Source organism: Symbioplanes lichenis, assembly GCF_030709675.1.
GTDB lineage: Bacteria > Actinomycetota > Actinomycetes > Mycobacteriales > Micromonosporaceae > Actinoplanes > Actinoplanes lichenis.
In genome coordinates, this window is record NZ_JAUZQD010000001.1 from 112,164 (window position 1) to 130,948 (window position 18,785).

The 18,785-nt window shown below is 72.8% G+C and carries 19 protein-coding genes; 6 read left to right on the top strand and 13 right to left on the bottom strand.

The window, feature by feature from the left end; translation table 11 throughout:
• Positions 1-247 precede the first annotated feature (247 nt).
• On the top strand, positions 248-1,846 hold the full coding sequence (locus tag RAN62_RS00495; protein WP_305782396.1) for a GGDEF domain-containing protein: 1,599 nt from the start codon (positions 248-250) through the stop codon (positions 1,844-1,846).
• Here RAN62_RS00495 and RAN62_RS00500 read toward each other — a convergent pair.
• From RAN62_RS00500 to RAN62_RS00515, 4 genes are read right to left on the bottom strand one after another with little or no spacing between them, the layout of a single operon-like run.
• On the bottom strand, positions 1,833-2,612 hold the full coding sequence (locus RAN62_RS00500; protein ID WP_305782397.1) for an endonuclease/exonuclease/phosphatase family protein: 780 nt from the start codon (positions 2,610-2,612) through the stop codon (positions 1,833-1,835). The two genes, RAN62_RS00495 and RAN62_RS00500, sit on opposite strands and share 14 nt — an antisense overlap.
• Complete coding sequence (locus tag RAN62_RS00505) at positions 2,609-4,123, bottom strand: phosphatase PAP2 family protein (RefSeq protein WP_305782398.1); 1,515 nt, start codon at positions 4,121-4,123, stop codon at positions 2,609-2,611. Before RAN62_RS00505 ends, RAN62_RS00500 begins: the two co-directional genes overlap by 4 nt.
• 33 nt (positions 4,124-4,156) lie before the next feature.
• Entirely contained in the window at positions 4,157-5,236 is a 1,080-nt protein-coding gene (locus RAN62_RS00510) for a YihY/virulence factor BrkB family protein (protein ID WP_305782399.1), read from the bottom strand.
• A gap of 5 nt (positions 5,237-5,241) precedes the next feature.
• Entirely contained in the window at positions 5,242-6,213 is a 972-nt protein-coding gene (locus RAN62_RS00515; protein ID WP_305782400.1) for a diacylglycerol/lipid kinase family protein, read from the bottom strand.
• 56 nt (positions 6,214-6,269) lie between these two features.
• Between RAN62_RS00515 and RAN62_RS00520 the strand changes: the two genes are divergently transcribed.
• Genes RAN62_RS00520 through RAN62_RS00530 form a run of 3 tightly spaced genes read left to right on the top strand, consistent with a single transcriptional unit; the run spans position 6,270 to position 8,133 of the window.
• Positions 6,270-6,770, top strand: a complete 501-nt coding sequence (locus RAN62_RS00520) for a DUF1990 domain-containing protein (RefSeq protein ID WP_305782401.1) — start codon at positions 6,270-6,272, stop codon at positions 6,768-6,770.
• Positions 6,767-7,552: an MBL fold metallo-hydrolase gene (locus tag RAN62_RS00525; RefSeq protein WP_305782402.1), complete on the top strand. Its 786-nt coding sequence runs from the start codon at positions 6,767-6,769 to the stop codon at positions 7,550-7,552. The genes RAN62_RS00520 and RAN62_RS00525 overlap by 4 nt, the downstream gene beginning before the upstream one ends.
• A complete protein-coding gene (locus RAN62_RS00530) occupies positions 7,540-8,133 on the top strand; it encodes a DedA family protein (protein WP_305782403.1) in 594 nt (197 codons plus the stop codon). The genes RAN62_RS00525 and RAN62_RS00530 overlap by 13 nt, the downstream gene beginning before the upstream one ends.
• A gap of 6 nt (positions 8,134-8,139) precedes the next feature.
• On the opposite strand, the gene RAN62_RS00535 is transcribed toward RAN62_RS00530, so the two are convergent.
• The 3 genes from RAN62_RS00535 to RAN62_RS00545 all read right to left on the bottom strand — a co-directional run bounded on the left by RAN62_RS00535 (position 8,140) and on the right by RAN62_RS00545 (position 11,190).
• The gene (locus RAN62_RS00535; protein ID WP_369077137.1) at positions 8,140-8,403 is read right to left on the bottom strand and encodes a response regulator transcription factor; all 264 of its coding nucleotides are present in this window, start codon (positions 8,401-8,403) and stop codon (positions 8,140-8,142) included.
• Between the two features lie 61 nt (positions 8,404-8,464).
• A complete protein-coding gene (locus RAN62_RS00540; protein WP_305782404.1) occupies positions 8,465-10,090 on the bottom strand; it encodes a PAS domain-containing protein in 1,626 nt (541 codons plus the stop codon).
• A gap of 197 nt (positions 10,091-10,287) precedes the next feature.
• Entirely contained in the window at positions 10,288-11,190 is a 903-nt protein-coding gene (locus RAN62_RS00545; RefSeq protein ID WP_305782405.1) for a serine hydrolase, read from the bottom strand.
• Positions 11,191-11,322: 132 nt separating this feature from the next.
• Between RAN62_RS00545 and RAN62_RS00550 the strand changes: the two genes are divergently transcribed.
• Positions 11,323-12,048, top strand: a complete 726-nt coding sequence (locus RAN62_RS00550) for a methyl-accepting chemotaxis protein (protein WP_305782406.1) — start codon at positions 11,323-11,325, stop codon at positions 12,046-12,048.
• Between the two features lie 39 nt (positions 12,049-12,087).
• Positions 12,088-13,419, top strand: coding sequence for a hypothetical protein (locus RAN62_RS00555; RefSeq protein ID WP_305782407.1), 1,332 nt, complete (start codon positions 12,088-12,090; stop codon positions 13,417-13,419).
• A gap of 171 nt (positions 13,420-13,590) precedes the next feature.
• On the opposite strand, the gene RAN62_RS00560 is transcribed toward RAN62_RS00555, so the two are convergent.
• From RAN62_RS00560 to RAN62_RS00585, 6 genes are all read right to left on the bottom strand, one after another.
• Positions 13,591-14,010 (bottom strand): PIN domain-containing protein, encoded by a 420-nt coding sequence (locus tag RAN62_RS00560; RefSeq protein WP_305782408.1) that lies wholly within the window; start codon positions 14,008-14,010, stop codon positions 13,591-13,593.
• A complete protein-coding gene (locus RAN62_RS00565) occupies positions 14,007-14,228 on the bottom strand; it encodes a type II toxin-antitoxin system VapB family antitoxin (RefSeq protein WP_305782409.1) in 222 nt (73 codons plus the stop codon). Before RAN62_RS00565 ends, RAN62_RS00560 begins: the two co-directional genes overlap by 4 nt.
• 89 nt (positions 14,229-14,317) lie before the next feature.
• Positions 14,318-15,181 (bottom strand): aldo/keto reductase family oxidoreductase, encoded by an 864-nt coding sequence (locus RAN62_RS00570; RefSeq protein WP_305782410.1) that lies wholly within the window; start codon positions 15,179-15,181, stop codon positions 14,318-14,320.
• A 102-nt stretch (positions 15,182-15,283) separates the two neighbouring features.
• Positions 15,284-16,333, bottom strand: coding sequence for a S1 family peptidase (locus tag RAN62_RS00575; RefSeq protein ID WP_305782411.1), 1,050 nt, complete (start codon positions 16,331-16,333; stop codon positions 15,284-15,286).
• Between the two features lie 156 nt (positions 16,334-16,489).
• The gene (locus RAN62_RS00580; protein ID WP_305782412.1) at positions 16,490-17,746 is read right to left on the bottom strand and encodes an FAD/NAD(P)-binding protein; all 1,257 of its coding nucleotides are present in this window, start codon (positions 17,744-17,746) and stop codon (positions 16,490-16,492) included.
• Positions 17,747-17,799: 53 nt separating this feature from the next.
• Positions 17,800-18,759: a DUF6454 family protein gene (locus RAN62_RS00585; protein WP_305782413.1), complete on the bottom strand. Its 960-nt coding sequence runs from the start codon at positions 18,757-18,759 to the stop codon at positions 17,800-17,802.
• Between the last annotated feature and the right edge of the window lie 26 nt (positions 18,760-18,785).

Below are 18,785 nucleotides of genomic sequence, written 5' to 3' on the forward strand. Positions count from 1 at the left end.
GGGGACGGGACATCAGTCCACCGCGCGGGCCGGCGGCGGGAAAGCGGCCGGCGCGCCAGCCTGCGCCTGCTTCCCGCCGCACCGGAGAACGCACGGCGCCTGGTCCATCAGTCGCGGTGCGGGGCGGCGAAGTTCCCGATTGCCACCGATCCGCACCCGGCTTGCACCTCAGTGCTCCGGCCCGCGACCGATAGTCAGGCATGGCCGGGACCCCGCCGGGGCCCCTCGACGGATGCGGGGTGTCCGGGTGACGACGGAGACAGCTGTGCCCCGGGCCCGGGGCGCCGCCCCGGCCGGCGAGACCGAGCGCGCCCAGCTCGAGGCCGTCCTCGTCGAGCTGGAGGGCCGGGCGACCGCCAAGTTCCGCAGCGTCGCCGCGCCCGCCGCCACGGCCGAGCGCCGGGCCGTCGCGCTCGGGCACGAGGACCTGGCCATGCGCGCCCGGCTGCTGCGCGCGAACGTGCTCGTCCGCGAGGGCCGCTCCGAGCGCGGCGGGCGATGGGCGCACGAGGTGCTGGCCTGGGCCGGCGAGCACGACGACGCCTTCCTGCTGGCCCGGGCGCACCGGGTGCTGTCGATCTTCTACCGGCAGGTCGGTGACCTCTCCGAGGGGCTGACGCACGCCGTGCAGTCCTACTCGCACCTCGCCGACGACGAGCCCGACGTCGTCCGCGCGCGGCACCTGATGACGCTGGCCGTCGCGCTGGACGAGAGCGGCTCGACCGAGGAGGGCGCCCGCCGTTTCCGGGAGGCGCTGCAGCTGGCGAGCGCGGCCGGCGACGCCGAGCTGGCGCTCAACATCCTGAACAACATGGCCTACACCGCGTACGAGAAGGATGACGAGCGCGGCGCACGCGAGCTGGTCACGCACATGCGCGACGCGCTCGCGGGGGCCGGGCGGCGGTTCAGCGCGCTGGAGCTCGACACCATCGCGCGCATCGAGATGATGAGCGGCAACTACGGCACGGTCGAGAAGATCCTGCACGTCGTCCTCGACGCCGACCAGGCGCTGGTGGAGATGCACGAGGGCGACGCCCCGGCCGTCTGCCTGCTGACCCTGGCCGAGGCGCGCCGGCTGGACCAGCGCTATGCCGCGGCCCAGGAGGCCCTGGACGCGGCGGCCCGCATGGCGACCGAGCGCGGCCTCGACCGGGTACGCGCCCAGGCGCGCGAGGAGCAGGCCGCGCTGTACGCCGCCACGGGGCGCTTCGAGCTCGCGTACGAGGAGCACCGCGCGTTCCACCGGGCGATGACGGCGCTGCACTCGGCGCAGAGCGAGGCCCGCGCCCGGGCGTTGCAGGCCGTCTTCGAGGCGACCGAGGCCCGGCAGGCCAGCGAGCACTTCCGCGAGATGGCCCACCGCGACGCGCTCACCGGCCTCTACAACCGCCGGTACGTCAACGGGCGCCTGCCCGCCCTGCTCGGCGAGGCGCTCGTCCGGCGCAGCCCGATCTCGGTGGCCATGGTGGACCTCGACCACTTCAAGCAGATCAACGACCGGCTCTCGCACAGCACCGGCGACGCCGTCCTGCAGCAGGTCGCCGAGCTGCTCGCCGAGTTCGCCACCGGCCCGATGGTCGCGGCGCGGATGGGCGGCGAGGAATTCCTGGTCATCATGCCCGGGGCCGGCGCGGCCGAGGCGGCCGAGCAGTGCGAGCGGCTGCGCCGGCTGATCCGCGACCACGGCTGGGAGCCGGTCACGGGCACGCTGCCGGTCACGGCCAGCATCGGCGTCACGACCTCCGACGACGGCCGCGGCTCCCCGTCCGCCCTGCTCTCCCTGGCCGACCGCAACCTCTACGTGGCGAAGCGGGAAGGCCGGGACCGGGTCGTCACAGACCTCTGAACGTCACCGCCAGCGGATAGTGGTCCGAGGCCCACTCCGCCTCGTCGCCCCGGATCACGCGGGCGTCGGCGGCCTTCGCGGCCAGGGCGGGCCGGGCCATCAGATAGTCGAGGCGCATGCCGGCGTTGGAGAACTCCTGACCGCCGCCCTTGCTGGTCGGCACGGTGAGACCGTCGCCGCTGCCGGCCGTACGCCAGAGGTCCTGGAAGCCCGCCGCGCGGAAGGCGGCGACGGCCCGGGTGTCCACCTGGCCGTCCGGCCCGAGGTGGCGGCGCCGGTAGAGCTCGCTCAGCCGGGCCAGGCGCTCGCGGTGCTGGGTGTCCGGGTCGAGCGAGTTGAGGTCGCCGGCGATGACGGTCAGCGGGGCGCGGTAGCGGTGGGCGAGCCAGGTGGCCTCGCGCAGCCGCCGGTACGGCCGGAACGGGTTGAGATGCGTGCTGACCACAGTCAGTTCACCGCCCCCGGTGGGGATAGTGGCAACAGCCGCCGCGTGGTGCAATCGCCACCGCACCGCTGACCGCTCGGACACCCGCAGCGGTGGGCGCACGAGGACGGCCACCGGCTGACCGAAGAGCGACGGGGCCAGCACCGCCGTCATGCCGAGAGCGGACGCCAGGTAGGCCATCCGCGCCCCGTCGTGGCGATGGAAGTCACGCAGTTCCTGCAACGCGACCACGTCGGGCCGTTCCCGGGCCAGCAGCGTCAGCACCGCGTCGAGCCGGCCGCCGGAGCCGCCGGTCTTGATGTTCCAGGTGAGGAGCTTCACCTGGCCGGCACCTCGGTCAGGTCCTTGTGGGCGTCGCGCTCGGTCAGCTCCCCGGCATCGGCCCGGTTGCCCTCGGCGAGGTCTTCGTTGGGCTTGACGACCCACCACAGCAGCGTGATCCAGCAGGCGGTCAGCAGGCACGCGCCGAGGACGTCGGTCGGGTGGTGCATGCCGCGGTACATGCGGGACAGGGCCACGCCCACCGGCATGATCACCGCGAGCGCCACGAAGGCCCACCGCCACCACGCCCGCACGCGGGGGAAGCACAGGACGGCGATCGCGGCGTAGAGGCACATGGTCGCGGCGATGTGGCCGGACGGGAAGGACGACGTCGGCATCTGGCCGTCCATCTGCTCGTACGGCGGGCGGGGCCGGCCCACCGCGGCGGCGCTGCTCAGGAAGAGGCTCAGCTCGCCGAACAGGGCCAGCACCACGAACAGCACCGGCCGCCACCGCCGCCACAGGGCCAGGGCGAGGGGGAGGAACACCAGCGAGACGAGTGTGATCGCGTGGGTGTCGCCGGCCTTGCTCCAGCCGTAGCTGATGTCGTCAAGCGTCGGCGTGCGGAAGGTCTGGAGCCACTGCACCACGCCGTTGTCGGCGTTCTCGAAGGCGGTGCCCGCGGCGACGTTGGTCAGCGTCCACCCGACCAGGTAGAGCAGCCCGAAGGTGAAGACCCAGCCGACGATCAGCTCGGCGACGCCGGCCAGCGGGTGCGGGAGCAGGCGCTCCTCGTCGGGCGCCGGCTTGACGTCGTGCGCGGCCTCCGGTTCGAGACCTTCGGTGAGCGGCGCGGCGCGCCGGCCGGTCTCGCGGCGCCAGACCCGGAAGGCGTACGCGGTGACGACCAGCCACGCCGCGCCCAGCAGCCAGCCGGCGAGCACATCGGACAGGTAGTGCACGCCCAGCGAGATCCGCGTGACGCCGACCAGCACGATGATCAGCGCGACGAGCCCGATCGCGGCCTTGCGCCAGCGCGGCGGGACGGCGGGGAGAAAGACCAGGAGCAGCGAGCCGTACGCGACCATCGAGCCGAGCGCGTGCCCGCTGGGGAAGCTGTTGCCGGGGGCGGTCGCCACGGGCACGTCCACGACCGGGCGCAGCCGGCCGACCAGCGTCTTGAGCGACGGGTCGAGCAGCAGCCCGCCCGCGCCCGTGACGATCAGGTAGACCGCCAGCCGGGTGCGCCGCCGGATCAGCAGCAGGACCACCGCGACGGTGACGAGCCAGATCATGATCGTACGGCCGCCGAGGTCCGCGATCGTCTTGAGCACCGTGACCACGGGCGGGTGCGGGGCGACCAGGTCGTTCAGCCCCTGCGCGATCGACCGGTCGAGGTCCTGCAACGGTCCCCAGTGGAAACGCACCAGCAGCAGGAGCAGCCCGAAGCCGAGCCCCAGGGCCGCCACCACGAGCAGACCCACGAGACTGCGCTCGGTGAAGTGCCGGACCGGCCCCCAGCCGACCCGGCGGTGCACCCGGCCCTCATCAGCGGTAACCGTATCGGTCATCATCACTCCTGCTCGCTCGTCGGCAGGCGGCTTTTACCCTTTCGGCTCGGCGCTCACACCGGGTTCACGCGGGGCGGGGACGGGCTTGCCGCCGAGGATCTCGATGCGCTTGCGCGTGGTGATCGGATCCTCGCCGTCGAAGGTCTTCAGCTCGTCGTCGCCGGGCTCCCAGCGGTCCTGCAACGCGGGCTCGGTGACGCCGACGCGCTGCGCCTCCAGCTGCGCCGCGAAGGCCAGCCCGAGGAAGATCGCGATGCCGGTGAGGTTGGCCCACAGCAGGAGCGCCATCATCGCGGTCAGGGGACCGTACGTGGCGCCGAAGCCGTCGCTGACGAGCACGTACCCCGCGAGCAGCAGACTCGTCGCCCACCACAGGATCGTGGACAGCGCGGCCCCGAAGAGCAGCCAGGTCAGGCCGGGCTGGCGGCGCCGGGGCGCGTACCGGAAGAGGATCCCCACCGGGAAGACGATCAGCGCGAGGCTCAGCGGCCAGCGGACGATTGTCCAGACGGTACGTAAGCTCTCCCCCCAGTGGGACTGCTGGGCTATGGAGTCGCCGGTGGCGTGCCCGGCGACCAGCAGGAGAAAGCCGAAGAGCGCGGGCAGCCCCGCCACGACGGCGAGCACGGCGGCCCGGGCGTACTTCTTGATCGCCTGCCGGTCGCGCTCGACGCCGTAGATGCGGTTGGCGCCGCGCTCGATCTGGGCCATCGCCGTGGTCAGCGCGACCAGGCCGGTGATCAGACCGACCCAGAGCGCGACCTCGCCGGCGTCCTCGGTGGAGTCGTCCTCGTTGAGCAGGTCCCGGACCAGCGACTCGCTGGCGCCGGGGGTCATCGCCAGCACCGTGTCCGCGACGACCTGCCCGCCCTCCTCGGCCCCCAGGTCCGTCGCCAGACCGGAGAGCGCGATGAGGAAGGGCACGATCGCCAGGCACAGCTGCAACGCCAGGGCCCGCGAGTGGCTGAAGCCGTCGCCGTAACGGAAGCGGACGAAGGCGTCGCGGACCAGCGGCCACCGCCCGTAGTGACGCAGGGCGAGGAAGGCGTCGTCGGCGGACAGCTCGTCCCCCGACATGCACCGGGTTTCCGGGACCGGTTCCGTGCTGCTCATGCGAGTTATTTACCCTCTTCGGCCGCCGCGCGCACCTCCTCCGCGGCGCGGTCGGCGGCGGAGGCGTCGTAGGCCAGGTCGGGGTCGCTGTCCGGCTGCGGGACGCAGAGCAGCAGTGCCCGGTGCCGGACGCCGATCGACATGCTCTTGCCCGGCTCGATCAGGTCGCCGTCGAGCTGGCGGGGCTGCGGGCGGGCGCTGCGGATCTCCACCTTGGCCGCCGTGTAGGTCTCCATGGCCGGGATCCGCTCCCGGTTGCGCACGACGGCCCAGCCCAGCGCGGCCCACTGGGCCAGCGAGCGGGGGCTGAGGATGGCCACGTCGAGCTTCCCGTCGGCCGGGTCGGCCTCGCTGAGCAGCCGCACGCCGCCCTGGAGCCGGCCCACGTTGCCGACGATCACGCTGCGCGGGCGCCGGTGCAGGGCCGGCTTGCCGTCGAGCGAGATGATCACGCGCATCGGCCGGTCCCTCAGGTGCTTCAAGGCCCCGCCCACGTACGCGATCCAGCCCACGTGCTTCTTCGCCGTCTCGGACGTGCCTTCCAGCATCTGCGCGTCGAAGCCCATGCCGGCCATGACGACGAAGCTCTGCTCGCCGGCCACCCCGACGTCGATGCGCCGGCGGCCGCCCTCGAGCGCCACCTGCACGCCCGTGGCGGCGTCGGTGCTCAGCCCGAGGTTGGCGGCGAGCAGATTGCCGGTGCCCGCGGGCAGCACGGCCAATGCCACGTCCGTCCCGGCGAGCGCGTCGACGACGGCCATCACCGTGCCGTCGCCGCCGGAGACGAAGACGAGCTCGGCGCCGTTCTCCATCGCCTTGGTCGCGACGCCGCGGCCCGGGTCCTCGGGGCTGGTCTCGAGCCACTCGGGCTCGGGCCACCCGGCCTGCGCGAGGCCCTCGTTGATGGTCCGGCGGAGCAGGTCGAGATCCGTCACCTTGACCGGGTTGTACACGACAGCGGAGCGGGGTCCAGTCACGGGCGCCAGTGTGCCCCCGGAGGTTGGGTTCCGAAACCTGAGGGAAGATCGAGGGGGTGACAACTTCCGGATTCACGTACCCCGACGTGGGGGCGACCTTGCGCGACCCGTTCCCGGGCGGGTATCGCCACCTGCGCTACCGCGTGCGCGTCGGCCCGGCGGCGGCGTTCGGCCGGGCGGCCGAGGTCGTGCTCACGTTCGCCATGCAGCGCGGCACCGGCACCGGCATCCGGGCCTCGGCGGGCCGCGCCGCCCCCGGCGTCCGCGCGGTCGTCGGCCGGGGCCCGATCCACGCGCCCTGCCAGGTGGTCTGGGTGCGGGAGGAGCAGGATCTCGCAGGCTTCGCGTACGGGACCCTGCGCGGGCACCAGGCCAGCGGCGAGGAGTCGTTCGTGGTGGAACGCGACGCCGGCGGCACCTGGCTGACCATCCGCTCGTTCAGCCGCCCCGCCCGCCTGCCGATGCGCGCCCTGGGCCCGGCGGCCAAACCTCTCCAGCACCTGTACGCCCGCCTGTGCGGCCTGTCCCTGAAGCGGCAGCTTAAGGTGGTCGAGTGAGCGCAATCAGGGTCACGTGGTGGGGGCACAGCACCATGTGGCTGGCCGACTCGGGGGTCTCGTTGCTGACCGACCCCCTGCTCACCGATCGCCTGTTCCATCTGCGCCGGATGGCGGGCCCCACGCCTGCGCTGCCCGGGGCCCCCGACGCCGTGCTGGTCTCGCACCTGCACGCCGACCACTTCCACCTGCCGTCGCTCAAGACCGTGCCCGGCTCCCCGCTGCTCGTCGTGCCGCGCGGCACTGTCGACTTCGTGGCCAAGGGCCTGGGCCGCGCGTGGGCCGACCGCTGCGTCGAGCTGGAGCCGGGCGACGAGACGACGGTCGGCGCCGTCAGCGTGCGCGCGGTGCCGGCGGCCCACGACGGCAACCGCGGGCCCTGGTCCCGCATGAAGTCGCAGGCGATGGGCTTCGTCGTCGAGGGGGCCGCCCGCACCTGGTACGGCGGCGACACCGGCCTGTTCGACGGCATGAGCGAGCTCGGGCCGCTCGACCTGGCGCTCGTACCCGTCGGGGGCTGGGGTCCCACCCTGGGCGCGGAGGGCCACCTGGACGCGGCGGACGGCGCCGAGGCCCTGCGCCGGGTCAAGGCGGCCTACGCCGTGCCGGTGCACTACGGGACCTTCTGGCCGATCGGCATGGGCCGCGTCCGGCCGCACATGTTCTCCGGGCCGGGTGCGGAGTTCGCCCGCGTGGCCGCCACGACCAGCCCCGACACCCACGTCCGGGTGCTCGCGCCGGGCGAGACCCTCACGGTTGAATCGAGCACATGGCCGAACTAGGAACTCTGGGATGGTTGTTCCTGGTCGTCGCGTTCGGCGCGATCGTCCCGGTCGTCCCCACGGGAGCGGCCGTCAGCGGCGCCGCGGCCCTCGCCTTCCACAACCATCCGCTCCTCATCGTGCTCACCATCGCCGCGGGCGCCGCCGGCGCGTACGTGGGCGACCTCGTCATGTACGCCATGTGCCGCGCCGGCGGCGAGAAGCTGGCCCGCCGCCTGCGCTGGCTCCGCGACGAGGAGCACCTGGCCGCCGTCAAGGAGCGCCTCCACCACAGCCAGATCCCGGTCCTGCTGGTCTCCCGGCTCCTGCCCGGCGGCCGCGTCCCGGTCCTGCTGGCGGCGGCCTTCCTCGGCCTGCCCTGGCGTACGTTCGTCGTCGCCAACCTGCCCGCCTGCGCCCTGTGGTCGATCGTCTACGCGGGCATCGGCGTCGCGGGCGGCTCGATCTTCCCCGAGCCCTGGCAGGGCGTCATCGCCGCCGTCATCCTCGTCGTCCTCGTCACCCAGATCGTCAGCCTGGTCAACCGCCGCCGGGCCGCCCGCGACGCCCGGGCCGCCGAGGCCGACCCCACCCCCTCCTGACCCGGCTCATATCCAGCCTTCCTCCCAGGCGCGGTGGGCAGCCACGTGGCGCGAGCTGACCCCGAGTTTCGTCATGGCGGCGGACAAGCAGTTGCGGACTGTGCCGGACGCGAGGTGAACCTGCTCGGCGATTCCCTGGACGGCGGCGCCGGAGCGGGCCGCCCGGAGCACCTCCAGCTCGCGGTCGTCGAGGGGACAGGCGTCCTCGGTGAGCGCGGAGGCGGCGATGTCCGGATCGACGTGGCGCCGGTCCGCGGCGACGTCGCGGATGGTGCGGTGTGGTCGACATCCTCATCGCCGGCCAGCTGCTGTTCCTGCGCTAGGAAAAGCGCTAGTAACGGAACTTGTGCCGGGCGCTGCGCCGGTTGACGCGGGCCGGTTGCTGATCGAGGGTGTCGCGCCGGGGCCGCTGCTCGCCGGGCTCACGGCCCCGGGTGAAATTTCGCATGGTCACCACGAAGCCCTGGACCAGGCGATCCGCGCGCAGGTCGCGATAGGTGGCCTCGATCGGCACCTGGCTGCCGTCGGCCCGCACGAGCGAGCAGAAGACCACGCCGTCGCCGGAGCCCTGGAAGGCCTGGCGCAGCTGGTTGCGGTCGTCCGGGTGCACCAGGTCGCCCAGGGTCGCCAGCGGCGGCAGGTCGCCGGCACCCAGCAGCTCGCGCAGCGAGGGGCTGGCGTAGCGGATGCGCTGGTCCTCGTCGATCACCACCATGATGTCCGTGCTGTTGCTGATCACCGCGCGCAGATAGAGGTCGCTGTCGCGGCGGCCGACCGCCTCCACCAGGGCGATGCGGTCCAGCGCGAGCGCCGCCTGACCGGCCAGCACCTCGAGGGTGTCGCGCGTGGCGGTGAGGGTGTCGCGGCGGCCCACCAGGATCAGCGCGCCGCCGCTGGGCCGGGCGACGGCGAGCGGTTCCAGCCACAGCGGGCAGACCAGCGTGGGGTAGTCGTGGTCCGAGTCCTCGGTCCACCAGCTGCGGCGCGGTGAGCCGGGCGCCGCCTCGGGCGCGGGCCGGCGGTCGTCGGTCGCGAAGACGGTGCTGCGGACGGCGCTCGGCGGCATGAGCTGGGCGACCGCGGCCCGGACGGCCTGGTCCACGGCCGGCGGGTCGGCCGCGGCGACCAGCGCGGCGCTCGCCTGCCGCAGGGCGCGTTCCCGGGCGAGGGCCCGGGCGTTGAGGGTCACCGAGTCGGTCAGCCGCGTGATCGCCAGGAGCAGGGTGACGGCACCGGCCACGGCGATCACCACACCGTCGCCGACCGTGCCGTTGAGCGCCTCGATCAGCAGCACGACCGGCGGGGTGGCGGCGGAGATGCCCAGCAGGGCCGCCCAGCGCCCGCGCCACGGGCCCGGGCGCGGCACCGCGGGCTCGGTCAGCCGGACCATCGACGGGTGCAGCGCGGCGGCGCCCCAGGCCAGATAGAGCACCACGAACCCGGTCTCGCTCAGCCGGCCCGGCCACAGCGGCTGCACGATGTCGCTGACCAGGACCCCCGTCGCGCCGACGACCAGCAGCACGGCCGAGAGGTTGCGGCCCACGGCGACCAGCAGGCGGGCGACGACGGCGAGCAGCAGCAGGGCCCCGATGACGTACGCCCCGGAGACGTCCCCGATCCGGCCGGCGTCCCCGACGACGAACACCCAGACCACCAGCAGCGTCGAGCACGCCAGCGCGAGCAGGTCGATGAGCCGGGCCCGGTCGACCAAGATCGCCCCGGCCCGGGTCAGCCGCAGCAGACTCCAGGCGACCAGCACGAACATGACGTAGAAGCAGACGTCCGCCGCCCCGGTCCGGCCGAGCGCGGTCAGCACGTCGCCGGCCGTGCTCGCCAGGATCGCCCCGGCGAGCAGCAGCCACGGTCCGATCCGGGCGGGCCGGTGCCGGCGCACACCGTAGACCATGGCGGCGGCGCTGCCACCGCCGAGCACCAACCATTCCAAGGCCCTCAGCACGCCCTACTAGTACCAGCGGGGTTGCGGTGTGTCCATGTCGCTATATACGTAGCGCTACCCTTTGCGCCATTTCTCCCGCCGGGTGTGCCCCGAGCGGTCTTGGTGCAGGACAGCCCGGACGGCGGCGGCAGCGGGGCCGGGACGGCAGCGGCCGGGCTCGTAGCCACGGTCGCCTCATGGTTCCCGTACTCAGAGAATCAGTACTTGAGGTAGGTGCGGGTCAGCTTGGCGACCTTCTCGACCAGCTTGATGCCGCTGTCCATCGACTGGTTGTTGTGCGACAGGACGGCGATCGAGACGTTGGTGTCGTCGTCGCCGGTGATGCGGCCGACCGTGTTGATGATCCAGAGGTTGTTGTCGGTCGAGCGGGAGAGCCAGCCGTTCTTGACGGTGGTGGTCTCGCCGGTCTTGCCGGCGGCGGGGACGCCCCAGGTCTGCGTGTCGTCGACCGAGTTCATGAGGCCGAAGGCGGTCTTGCGCGACGCGGCGTCGAGCGGGCCCTTGGTGTCGACCAGCTCGCCGAGCAGCTTGACCTGGTCGTTGACCGTGGTCTTGGTCAGGCCCCACGAGCTGCTGACCGTGGTCTGGGTGAGGCCCAGCTTCTTGTTGCACGCACTGATCGCGGTGCGGCCGCCCAGGTGGGAGAAGAGCGACGTGGTGGCGTTGTTGTCGCTGAGCCGGATCATGGGCTTGGCCAGGGCCATCTCGCCGGAGGTGGGGTCGCGGTCCTTCTCCTGGGCCTCGAGGAGCATGCACGCCATGACCTGCACCTTGACGATGCTCGCGGTCTCGTATTTCTCGGTGCCGCGGTAGGCGTACCTGGCGCCGGTGGTCTTGTCGAGCACGGCGACCGAGAACTCGGGGGACTCGGCGTCGAGCTTCTTGAGGGCCTTGTCGAGCGCCTTGACCTGCTTGGCGCGCGCGGCGGCGGCCAGCTCCTCGGGGGTCGGGCCGGTCGGCGAGGGGGACGCCGAGGGCGTGGGGCTGTCGTCACCCAGCGTGAGTGAGCTGGGCAGCAGCCCGCCGCCGGAGCCGCCACCGTCGCCGCGCAGGCCGAGGGCGATGAGAGATCCACCGCCCAGGATGACCACTGCAGCCACTACGAAAATCACGATTCGAGAACGCCGCACCCGTGCATACTGCCCTCCCACCCCGGTGATGTTCAAACCCTCGCACGTTAGGCGCACCGGTCAACACGGTTAGTGATGGATGGGCCGGGGCACAATGGGGTCATGGCGTTGCTTCCCACCCCTGCCTCCCTGGTCCGGTTGACGCGTGACGCGGCAGGTCAGGCGGTGGAGGTCGCGGCCTCGGCGGCCACCGTGCCGGTGCGGATGCTGGGCCTGCTCGGCCAGGCCGAGCTCCTGGTGAGCCGGATCACCGTGCTGGCCGAGCGGGCCGAGAGCCTGATCGACCGGGTCGAGCGGGTGGCCGGCGAGGCCGAGAGCGCCGTGGCGAGCGCCCAGGCGATCATCTCCCGCGCCGATCAGGTCGCCACCGGCGCCGAGGCCATCGTGAGCCGGGTCGGCCGGGTGAGCGCCGACGCCGAGACCGCCGTGACCGACACGCGCGCGATCATCAGCCAGGCCGGCGGCGCGGTCGCGGAGACCAAGACCGTCATCGGCGCGGCCGGCGCGGCGGTGGGCGAGAGCCGGGAGCTGCTCGACGGCTACGCGCCGACGCTGCGCAAGGCGGCGCCCCTGCTGGCCCGGTTCATCGAGGACCTCACGCCGGAAGAGGTCACCGCGGCGATCCGGATGATCGACCAGCTGCCGCAGCTGCGCGAGCACCTGACCGACGACGTGCTGCCGCTGCTCAACAAGCTCGACCAGGTGGGCCCCGACCTGCACTCGCTGCTCGAGGTGACCAACGACCTGCACCTGGCGATCGTCGGCCTGCCCGGCCTCAAGATGCTGCGCCGGCGCGGCCAGGAGCGGGTCGACGCCGCCGAGGAGTAAGCCTCTCAAGCTGCTCCAAATACGGCTAAATTGGTACGAGTGGCGGGAGAGCGGAACAGCGGGTGGTCGCGCCCCTGGGCGGCGTTCTTCTCGCTGATCATCATCCTGGGCGGCGTGGCGGTGTCGTTCGGCTTCGGCGTGCGGCTGCGCGGGGCCCTCGAGCGCAGCGCCCAGGCCCGCCTCGCCGCCTCGAGCGCCGCCGTGCAGACCACGGTCGTCAATGAGCTCGGCCGCTACTCCGACGCCGTGCGCCTGACCGCCGCCGCGCTCACCGCCCTGCCCGAGCCGACGGCCGGCGCCTTCTCCAAGCTCGCCGCGGCGGTGGACGCGCAGGAGCTCACGGCCGTACGCGCGCTGTCGCTCGTCGTCCCCGACAGTCCGGGCCTGACCACGCGCTGGCGGGCCCGCGGCGCCACGGGGTTCACCAAGCAGCCCGGGCCGGCCGGCCTGCGCGAACACCTCTATCCGGTCTTCACCGCGGGCCTCGCCGACCAGAAGGCCCCGCCCGTCGGCGCCGACCAGGGCGCCGCGCAGGCAGTCGTCGACGTGACGAAGGTCGCCGCGAAGGAGAAGACGATCGCCATCTCCGACGCCTACGTCCGGCTGGACGGGACCGACAAGCAGCTGTCCTTCGACGTGGTCGCCCCGGTCACGGGCGCCGAGGGCTTCCTGGTGCTCAACGTGGCCGCCCGCGATCTCATCGCCACGGGCCTGTCGCTCGCCACGGCCGGCAACGACCTCGACGTCCAGCTGCTGACCCGCTCCGGCTCGGGCGAACTGGCCGAGGTGGCCGCGGTGGTGCGCAACGGCAACGCCGCGTTCCGCTACACGTCCAACTTCTCGGCCGGCGAGCGCCAATGGGTGCTCCGCAGCGGCGCGAGCTATCAGGCGCTGCTGCCGAACGCCGGGCGTACCGACATGGTCGTCGTCATCGCCGGCGCCACCCTGGCCACGATGTTCGGCATCCTCATGTACCTGCAGATGTCCGCCACCGCCCGCGCCGACCGCGAGATCGCCGCCGAGGTCGCCGAGCAGCTCGACCGCTCCCTCGGCGCCCAGCAGGCCCTGGTCGGCAGCTTCCTCACCCCGCCCGGCGCCGAGCCCCCGGAGATCGACCTGGCCGCGCTGGTGCGCGAGCTCTCGGACGTCACCCCCGGTGACCTGCCGCACGTCCGCGCCGACCCCGCGCCGCTGCGCCACCTGGTGGCGACGATGCTCTCGGCCGTACCCGGCGAGGACGCGACGGTCACGGCCACGACCGCCGAGGACGGCACGGTCCGGCTCACCGTCGCGAACGCCGAGACCACGATCACCGTGCCCCTCCAGCCCGCTGCCGTCGTTGAGGCCGTGGCCGGTCCTGCCGATTCATAGGTACGGGAACCATGAAGTGACCGTGGCTACGGGCCCGGCCGCTGCCGTCCCGGCCCCGCTGCCGCCGCTGTCCGGGCTGTCCTGCACCAAGACGGCCCCGGGCGGCCTCGGGACAGTCCAGTGCCCACGAGCCCCCGCTTCCGCATACTTGCCGGACGACCGGGCCCGGCGTCAGGTCGCCGGAACGTCGTGAACTCGGCGCTCGGCCAGATCAGGCAGATGACGGGCCGCGCCGGCGAAGTCGTTGTCATCATGCAGAACGGTCAGGCCGCCGATGGCCGCGCAGGAGCAGAGCAGCAGATCAACGCAGGACAAGGCTCGGTGAGCCCCGGCGCGGAGCAGCCGATACTGAGCCGAACCAATCCACTGCCATGCGCTCTTCGGCACGGCGACGTCCGGATAGAGATCGGCGAACATCATGGTCATCTGCTCGAACTCGCCGAGGTTGCGGGCCGAGCGGCGGAACTCCGTGCGCTGCGGGTGGCACGAGCCGATGGCGTGATCGGAGACCGTGCCGCCCCACGCCTTACGCAAGGTGTCGTCGCGGAGGATGCGCCAGAGGGCCGACGAGTCGATGAGATACCTGATCACTCGCCCGGCACCTTGCCGGCCGCGTGCATCTCCTGCCAGCCCTCGTAGTCCCAGTCCCGCGCGGCAGCGGCATAGTGATCGAGAGCCGCGATCCGCCGGTGGCGAGCGGCATATTCGCGCAGTGCGAGGTTGACGGTTTCCTTCTTGCTCTTCGCCCCGGACAACCGCATGGCCTCGGCGAGCGCTTCGTCGTCCAGGTCGATCTGCGTGACAGCCATCAGCACCTCCGATGTTGGCGATGTATCGAAGGCTCCAACATTACCAACATCCGCGGCGGCCGAGCGGGCTGATGAGGCCCGCGACGGGGTCAGGCGCCGATCTTGTCCAGCTCGGCGATGTCGCCGGCGGAGAAGGGGAGGCCGGCGCCCGCGATGTTCTCGCGGAGGTGGGCCACGGACGACGTACCCGGGATGAGCAGGATGTTGGGTGAGCGCTGGAGCAGCCACGCCAGCGCGACCGACATCGGTGTCGCGCCGAGGCGGGCGGCCACGCTGTCCAGGGCGGACGACTGCAGGGGGCTGAAGCCGCCCAGCGGGAAGAAGGGCACGTAGGCGATGCCCGCGGCGGCGAGCTCGTCGATCAGCGCGTCGTCGGTGCGGTGGGCGAGGTTGTACATGTTCTGGACGCTGACGATCGGGGCGATCGCGCGGGCCTCGGCGACCTGCTCCGGCGTCGCGTTGCTGACGCCGAGGTGCCGGATCAGGCCCTCACGCTGCAGCTCGACCAGTGTGCCGAAGGCCTCGGCGACCGGTTCGGGCACCGGGCCCAGGGCGTTGCCGAGCCTCAGGTTGACCAGGTCGAGCACGTCGAGGCCGAGCCGGTCGAGGTTGTCGTGCACGGCGCGGCGCAGGCTCTCCGGGTCGCGGGCGGGAGGCCAGCCGCCCTGCTCGTCACGGTGGGCGCCGACCTTGGTGACGATGTGCAGCGCCGCCGGGTACGGGTGCAGGGCCTCGCGGATCAGCTGATTGGTGACGTGCGGCCCGTACGCGTCGGCGGTGTCGATGTGGGTGATGCCGAGCGCGACCGCCTCGCGCAGCACCGCGCGGGCCGCGCCGGGGTCGGCGGGCGGGCCCATGACCCCCGGGCCGGCGAGCTGCATGGCGCCGTAGCCGAACCGGGTCACGGTCAGGTCGCCGAGGGTCCAGGTGCCGCCGGGAAGAGATGTTGTCATGGCGACCACTGTGCGTCGGCCGCCGCCCGCCGGGAAGGAGGCACCTGAAAGTGCGTAAGGCCCCGGCGCGTGCGCCGGGGCCTCACGAGAGGGATCAGAGGGTCACCAGACCGCCACGCCGTAGGCGCTCAGCGGCTCGACGACCGGCTGGAAGTAGGTCGTGCCGCCGGAGGAGCAGTTGCCGCTGCCGCCCGAGGTCAGGCCGTAGGCGACGGTGCCCCGGTAGAGCGGGCCGCCGCTGTCGCCGGGCTCGGCGCAGACGTTGGTGCGGATGAGGCCGGAGACCGAGCCCTGGGAGTAGTTCACCGTGGCGTTGAGGGCCTGGACGGTGCCGGAGTGGATGCCGGTGGTGCTGCCGCGCCGGGTGACCGCGGTGCCGACCGCCGGGGTGCCGGAGGAGCTGATGTCCTGGGAGCCGACCGCGCCGCTGATCGTCACGCTGGTGGTCGTGTAGCGCACGATGCCGTAGTCGTTGCCCGGGAAGCTCGTGCCGGCGCGGGTGCCCAGCGTGGTCGAGCCGTTGGTCCAGGTCGTGCCGGCGTTGGTGCAGTGGCCCGCCGTCAGGAAGTAGTTCGTGCTGCCGCTGCGGACGTTGAAGCCGAGCGAGCAGCGCGAGCCGCCGGTGTAGATGGCGTCACCACCCGAGATGAGGGTGGAGAGCGTGCCGGGGACCTGCTCGAAGGAGGCCTTGTCGCCGAGCTTGGCCACGGTGGCCTTGACCTCGGCCAGCTTGGCGCCGGTGACGCTCGCGTCCGCCTGGACCGAGACCTTGTTGGTGACCGGGTCGATCGCGAACGACGTGCCGGGCGTCTTGAGGTCGGTCTTCAGGGTCGTCTCCGCGGCGGCCAGGGCGGCGCCGGAGTTCTTCACGTAGCGCACCGAGGCGCCCGCGGCGGTCGCCGAGGCGGCGGTCACCGCGTCGGTCACGTTGACGACCAGCTTGCCGGACGAGTCGACGTACGACCCGGCGGTCTTGGTGCCGAGCTGGGCGTTCAGCGTGCTGGCCAGCTTCGAGGAGGCGAGGGACTGGTCGGCGGCGGGGGCGGCCGCCGATGAGGCCGCGGTCGCGGGTGACGCGAACGCGCTGCCGGCGAGCAGGACGGCGGCCAGGCCGACGATCGGTCGGCCGAGCTTGGTGCCGGGGTTACGCACAGGGTCCTCCCAGGGGGATGGGGGGTGCACCGGGCATGTCCGGCGCACCTCGTGCCATCCGTAGTATTGAGAGAACTCAATGCGTCGACAAGAGCCGCCCCTACCGCCTCGACGGCCGCCAAAGCGGCTCTGAGCTGCGGAAACGACCGTTGCATATCACGGGGCTATCACCAAGTCGGGATGCTCGGAACGCGTTTCGCGCGCCAGTCGTTGCGCCTGCGCGCGGATCTCCGGCACCGCTGTCGTCTCCCACTGGGAGCCGCGGCGCAACGGCCCGATGAGCCACAGCCGCTCGTTCACGCGGCCGTCCGCCCCGATGACCCGGCCCGCCGGATCCACGGCGAGTCCCAGGTCGTGCGGGCCCACGGTGGCCGTACCCGAGGAAAGCAGGTCTTGGACCAGCGGCCCGGCGGCGCCCGGCAGCTTGCCCGGGCCCGCGCAGTTGACCACGGCCGCGTAGTCGCCGAGGCCCGGCCAGGCCGCCACCCCGCCGCGGCGGATCTCCAGCAGGCCCGCCTCGCGCAGCGCGACGACCCGCGCGGCGATCTCCGGCGCCATGCGGTGCCGGTGACATTCCCAGGTGCGGGCGAGATGCCGCAGGAAGGCGTCCTGCTCGGCGGGGCTCAGGGCCGTCCACAACTGATCCAGGTACGGCCGGAGCCCGTCGACCACCGCCCGCCAGTCCCCCGCCTCCGCCGTCGCCGAGCGCACCGCCCGGACGACGTCGCGCAGCGTCGCGCAGTCGTCGAGGGCGGGCGCCGCGGGCGGGGCGGCGTCGACGGTGTGCGTGAGGGGCAGCAGCCCCCGGCGGCTGATCGCGACGACCGGGGCGGTCCGGCGCCCGTCCGCCGTGAGGGTGAGCGCGGCGTCGACGGCGGTGAGGCCGGTGCCGACGAGCAGCACGGGCCGGTCGGGCGGGAGGGCGTCGAGGGCGCCGGGCTGCCACGGGTCGTCCAGGTAGCGCGGGTGGTCCAGGCGCGGGCGGGCCGACGCCGGACCACCGGTGGCGAGGACGACGTGATCGGCCCGGATGTCCGTGCCGTCGTCGAGCAGGACCGTGCCCCCGCGGACGGCCGTCGCGCGGTTGCGGCGCAGGTGCAGCCGGCCCGGGTGGTCCGCCGCCGCCTCGTCCAGGACGGTACGCAGATAGCGCCCGTACTCGGCGCGCGGCCGGAACTCGCCCGGCGCCGCCCCCGACCAGCGCACGAAGTGGCCCGGGTCGTCGGGATCGGCGCTCATCGCCCCGGCCCGCGAGTTGAGGACGTGCCAGGGCCGCGCGTGCCCGTAGGCGACCCCACCGCCCGGCTCCCCCGGCTCGACGAGCACGACGTCGTCCTCGCCCCGCCGCAGCAACTCCCGGACCGTCAGGACGCCGGAACACCCGCCGCCCACCACTGCCACCGTACGCCGCATGAACTCCTCCTCATTCCCTATCTACACGATAGGCGCAGGAGTCTTTAGGGCCCTCATCGCACCGCCGCACGCCAGGTGTAGATCCGGGTGCCGCCGGTCTCCTCACCATTGTCCGGTGCCGCCCACATCGTGAGCACACCGCCGTCCGCCGCGAGCTTGACCGGGTTGCGCGTCATCACGTGCCCGGCGGCCGACCACTGCTGGAACGGGAACTCGTTCACGATCGTCCGCGTGCGCAGATCGATGAGGGAAATGCCCCCCAGCTCGTACGTGGCCGCGGCGCCCCCGGCGGCCGGCGTCTGCGTCAGGCCGGTGATGCCACCGCACGCCATCTTCGCGGCGGGCAGATACTGGCAGTCCTGGAAGTCGAGCAGGTGGGAGGGGTTCGCCCACGTGGCGAGCTGCCGTCCGGCGGGCGTCCACTCGTAGAACGTCCGCGAGCCCCAGGTGTTGCCGACGAGCCGGTCGCGGGTGGGGTCGTACACGATGCCGCCGATGTGGTCCCGCACGGAGAAGGCCTTGCGTACGCGCAACGTCCGCGTGTCGATCCGATAGATGTCCGTGGAGCTGTCCGGCCGGTACTGCGCGACGGGCACGAGCAACTCCGAGCCGGCGAGATCGATGCCGCCGGGGTGATAGACGATGTCGTGCCCGAGCACGATGTCCTTCAGCAGCCGCCCGGACCGGTCGATCACGAAGAGGTGCCCGACGCCCCGGCCCGGCGTCCGGTCATAGCCGTCGACCGGCGCCGGATACTTGACCGTCGGCTCGATGATCTCGGTCGAGCTCAGGTAGAAGCGGTCCTTCGTCACGACCAGGCCCTCGGGGTGGTACGTGGGGAAGGACAGCCGCAGCGCGGACAGCTGCTCCCAGGCGGTGGAGCGGGTGACCGCGCGCAGGTTCGTGACCGTGTCCGAGTCACGGGTCACCGGGGCGGCCACGGCGCTGCTGCCGGCGGTGAGGACGGCGGCCGCGGCGACCCCGGCCAGGGCGAGTTTCTGGATCCTCTGCATCCGGCCACTGTCGGCCCCGGCGGCGG

Bases quoted from the DNA above. Each gene is read 5' to 3' on its own strand.
- RAN62_RS00570 (WP_305782410.1), bottom strand. From the start codon at position 15,181: ATGACAACATCTCTTCCCGGCGGCACCTGGACCCTCGGCGACCTGACC.
- RAN62_RS00550 (WP_305782406.1), top strand. From the start codon at position 11,323: ATGGCGTTGCTTCCCACCCCTGCCTCCCTGGTCCGGTTGACGCGTGAC.
- RAN62_RS00585 (WP_305782413.1), bottom strand. From the start codon at position 18,759: ATGCAGAGGATCCAGAAACTCGCCCTGGCCGGGGTCGCCGCGGCCGCC.
- RAN62_RS00530 (WP_305782403.1), top strand. From the start codon at position 7,540: ATGGCCGAACTAGGAACTCTGGGATGGTTGTTCCTGGTCGTCGCGTTC.
- RAN62_RS00565 (WP_305782409.1), bottom strand. From the start codon at position 14,228: ATGGCTGTCACGCAGATCGACCTGGACGACGAAGCGCTCGCCGAGGCC.
- RAN62_RS00505 (WP_305782398.1), bottom strand. From the start codon at position 4,123: ATGACCGATACGGTTACCGCTGATGAGGGCCGGGTGCACCGCCGGGTC.
- RAN62_RS00580 (WP_305782412.1), bottom strand. From the start codon at position 17,746: ATGCGGCGTACGGTGGCAGTGGTGGGCGGCGGGTGTTCCGGCGTCCTG.
- RAN62_RS00510 (WP_305782399.1), bottom strand. From the start codon at position 5,236: ATGAGCAGCACGGAACCGGTCCCGGAAACCCGGTGCATGTCGGGGGAC.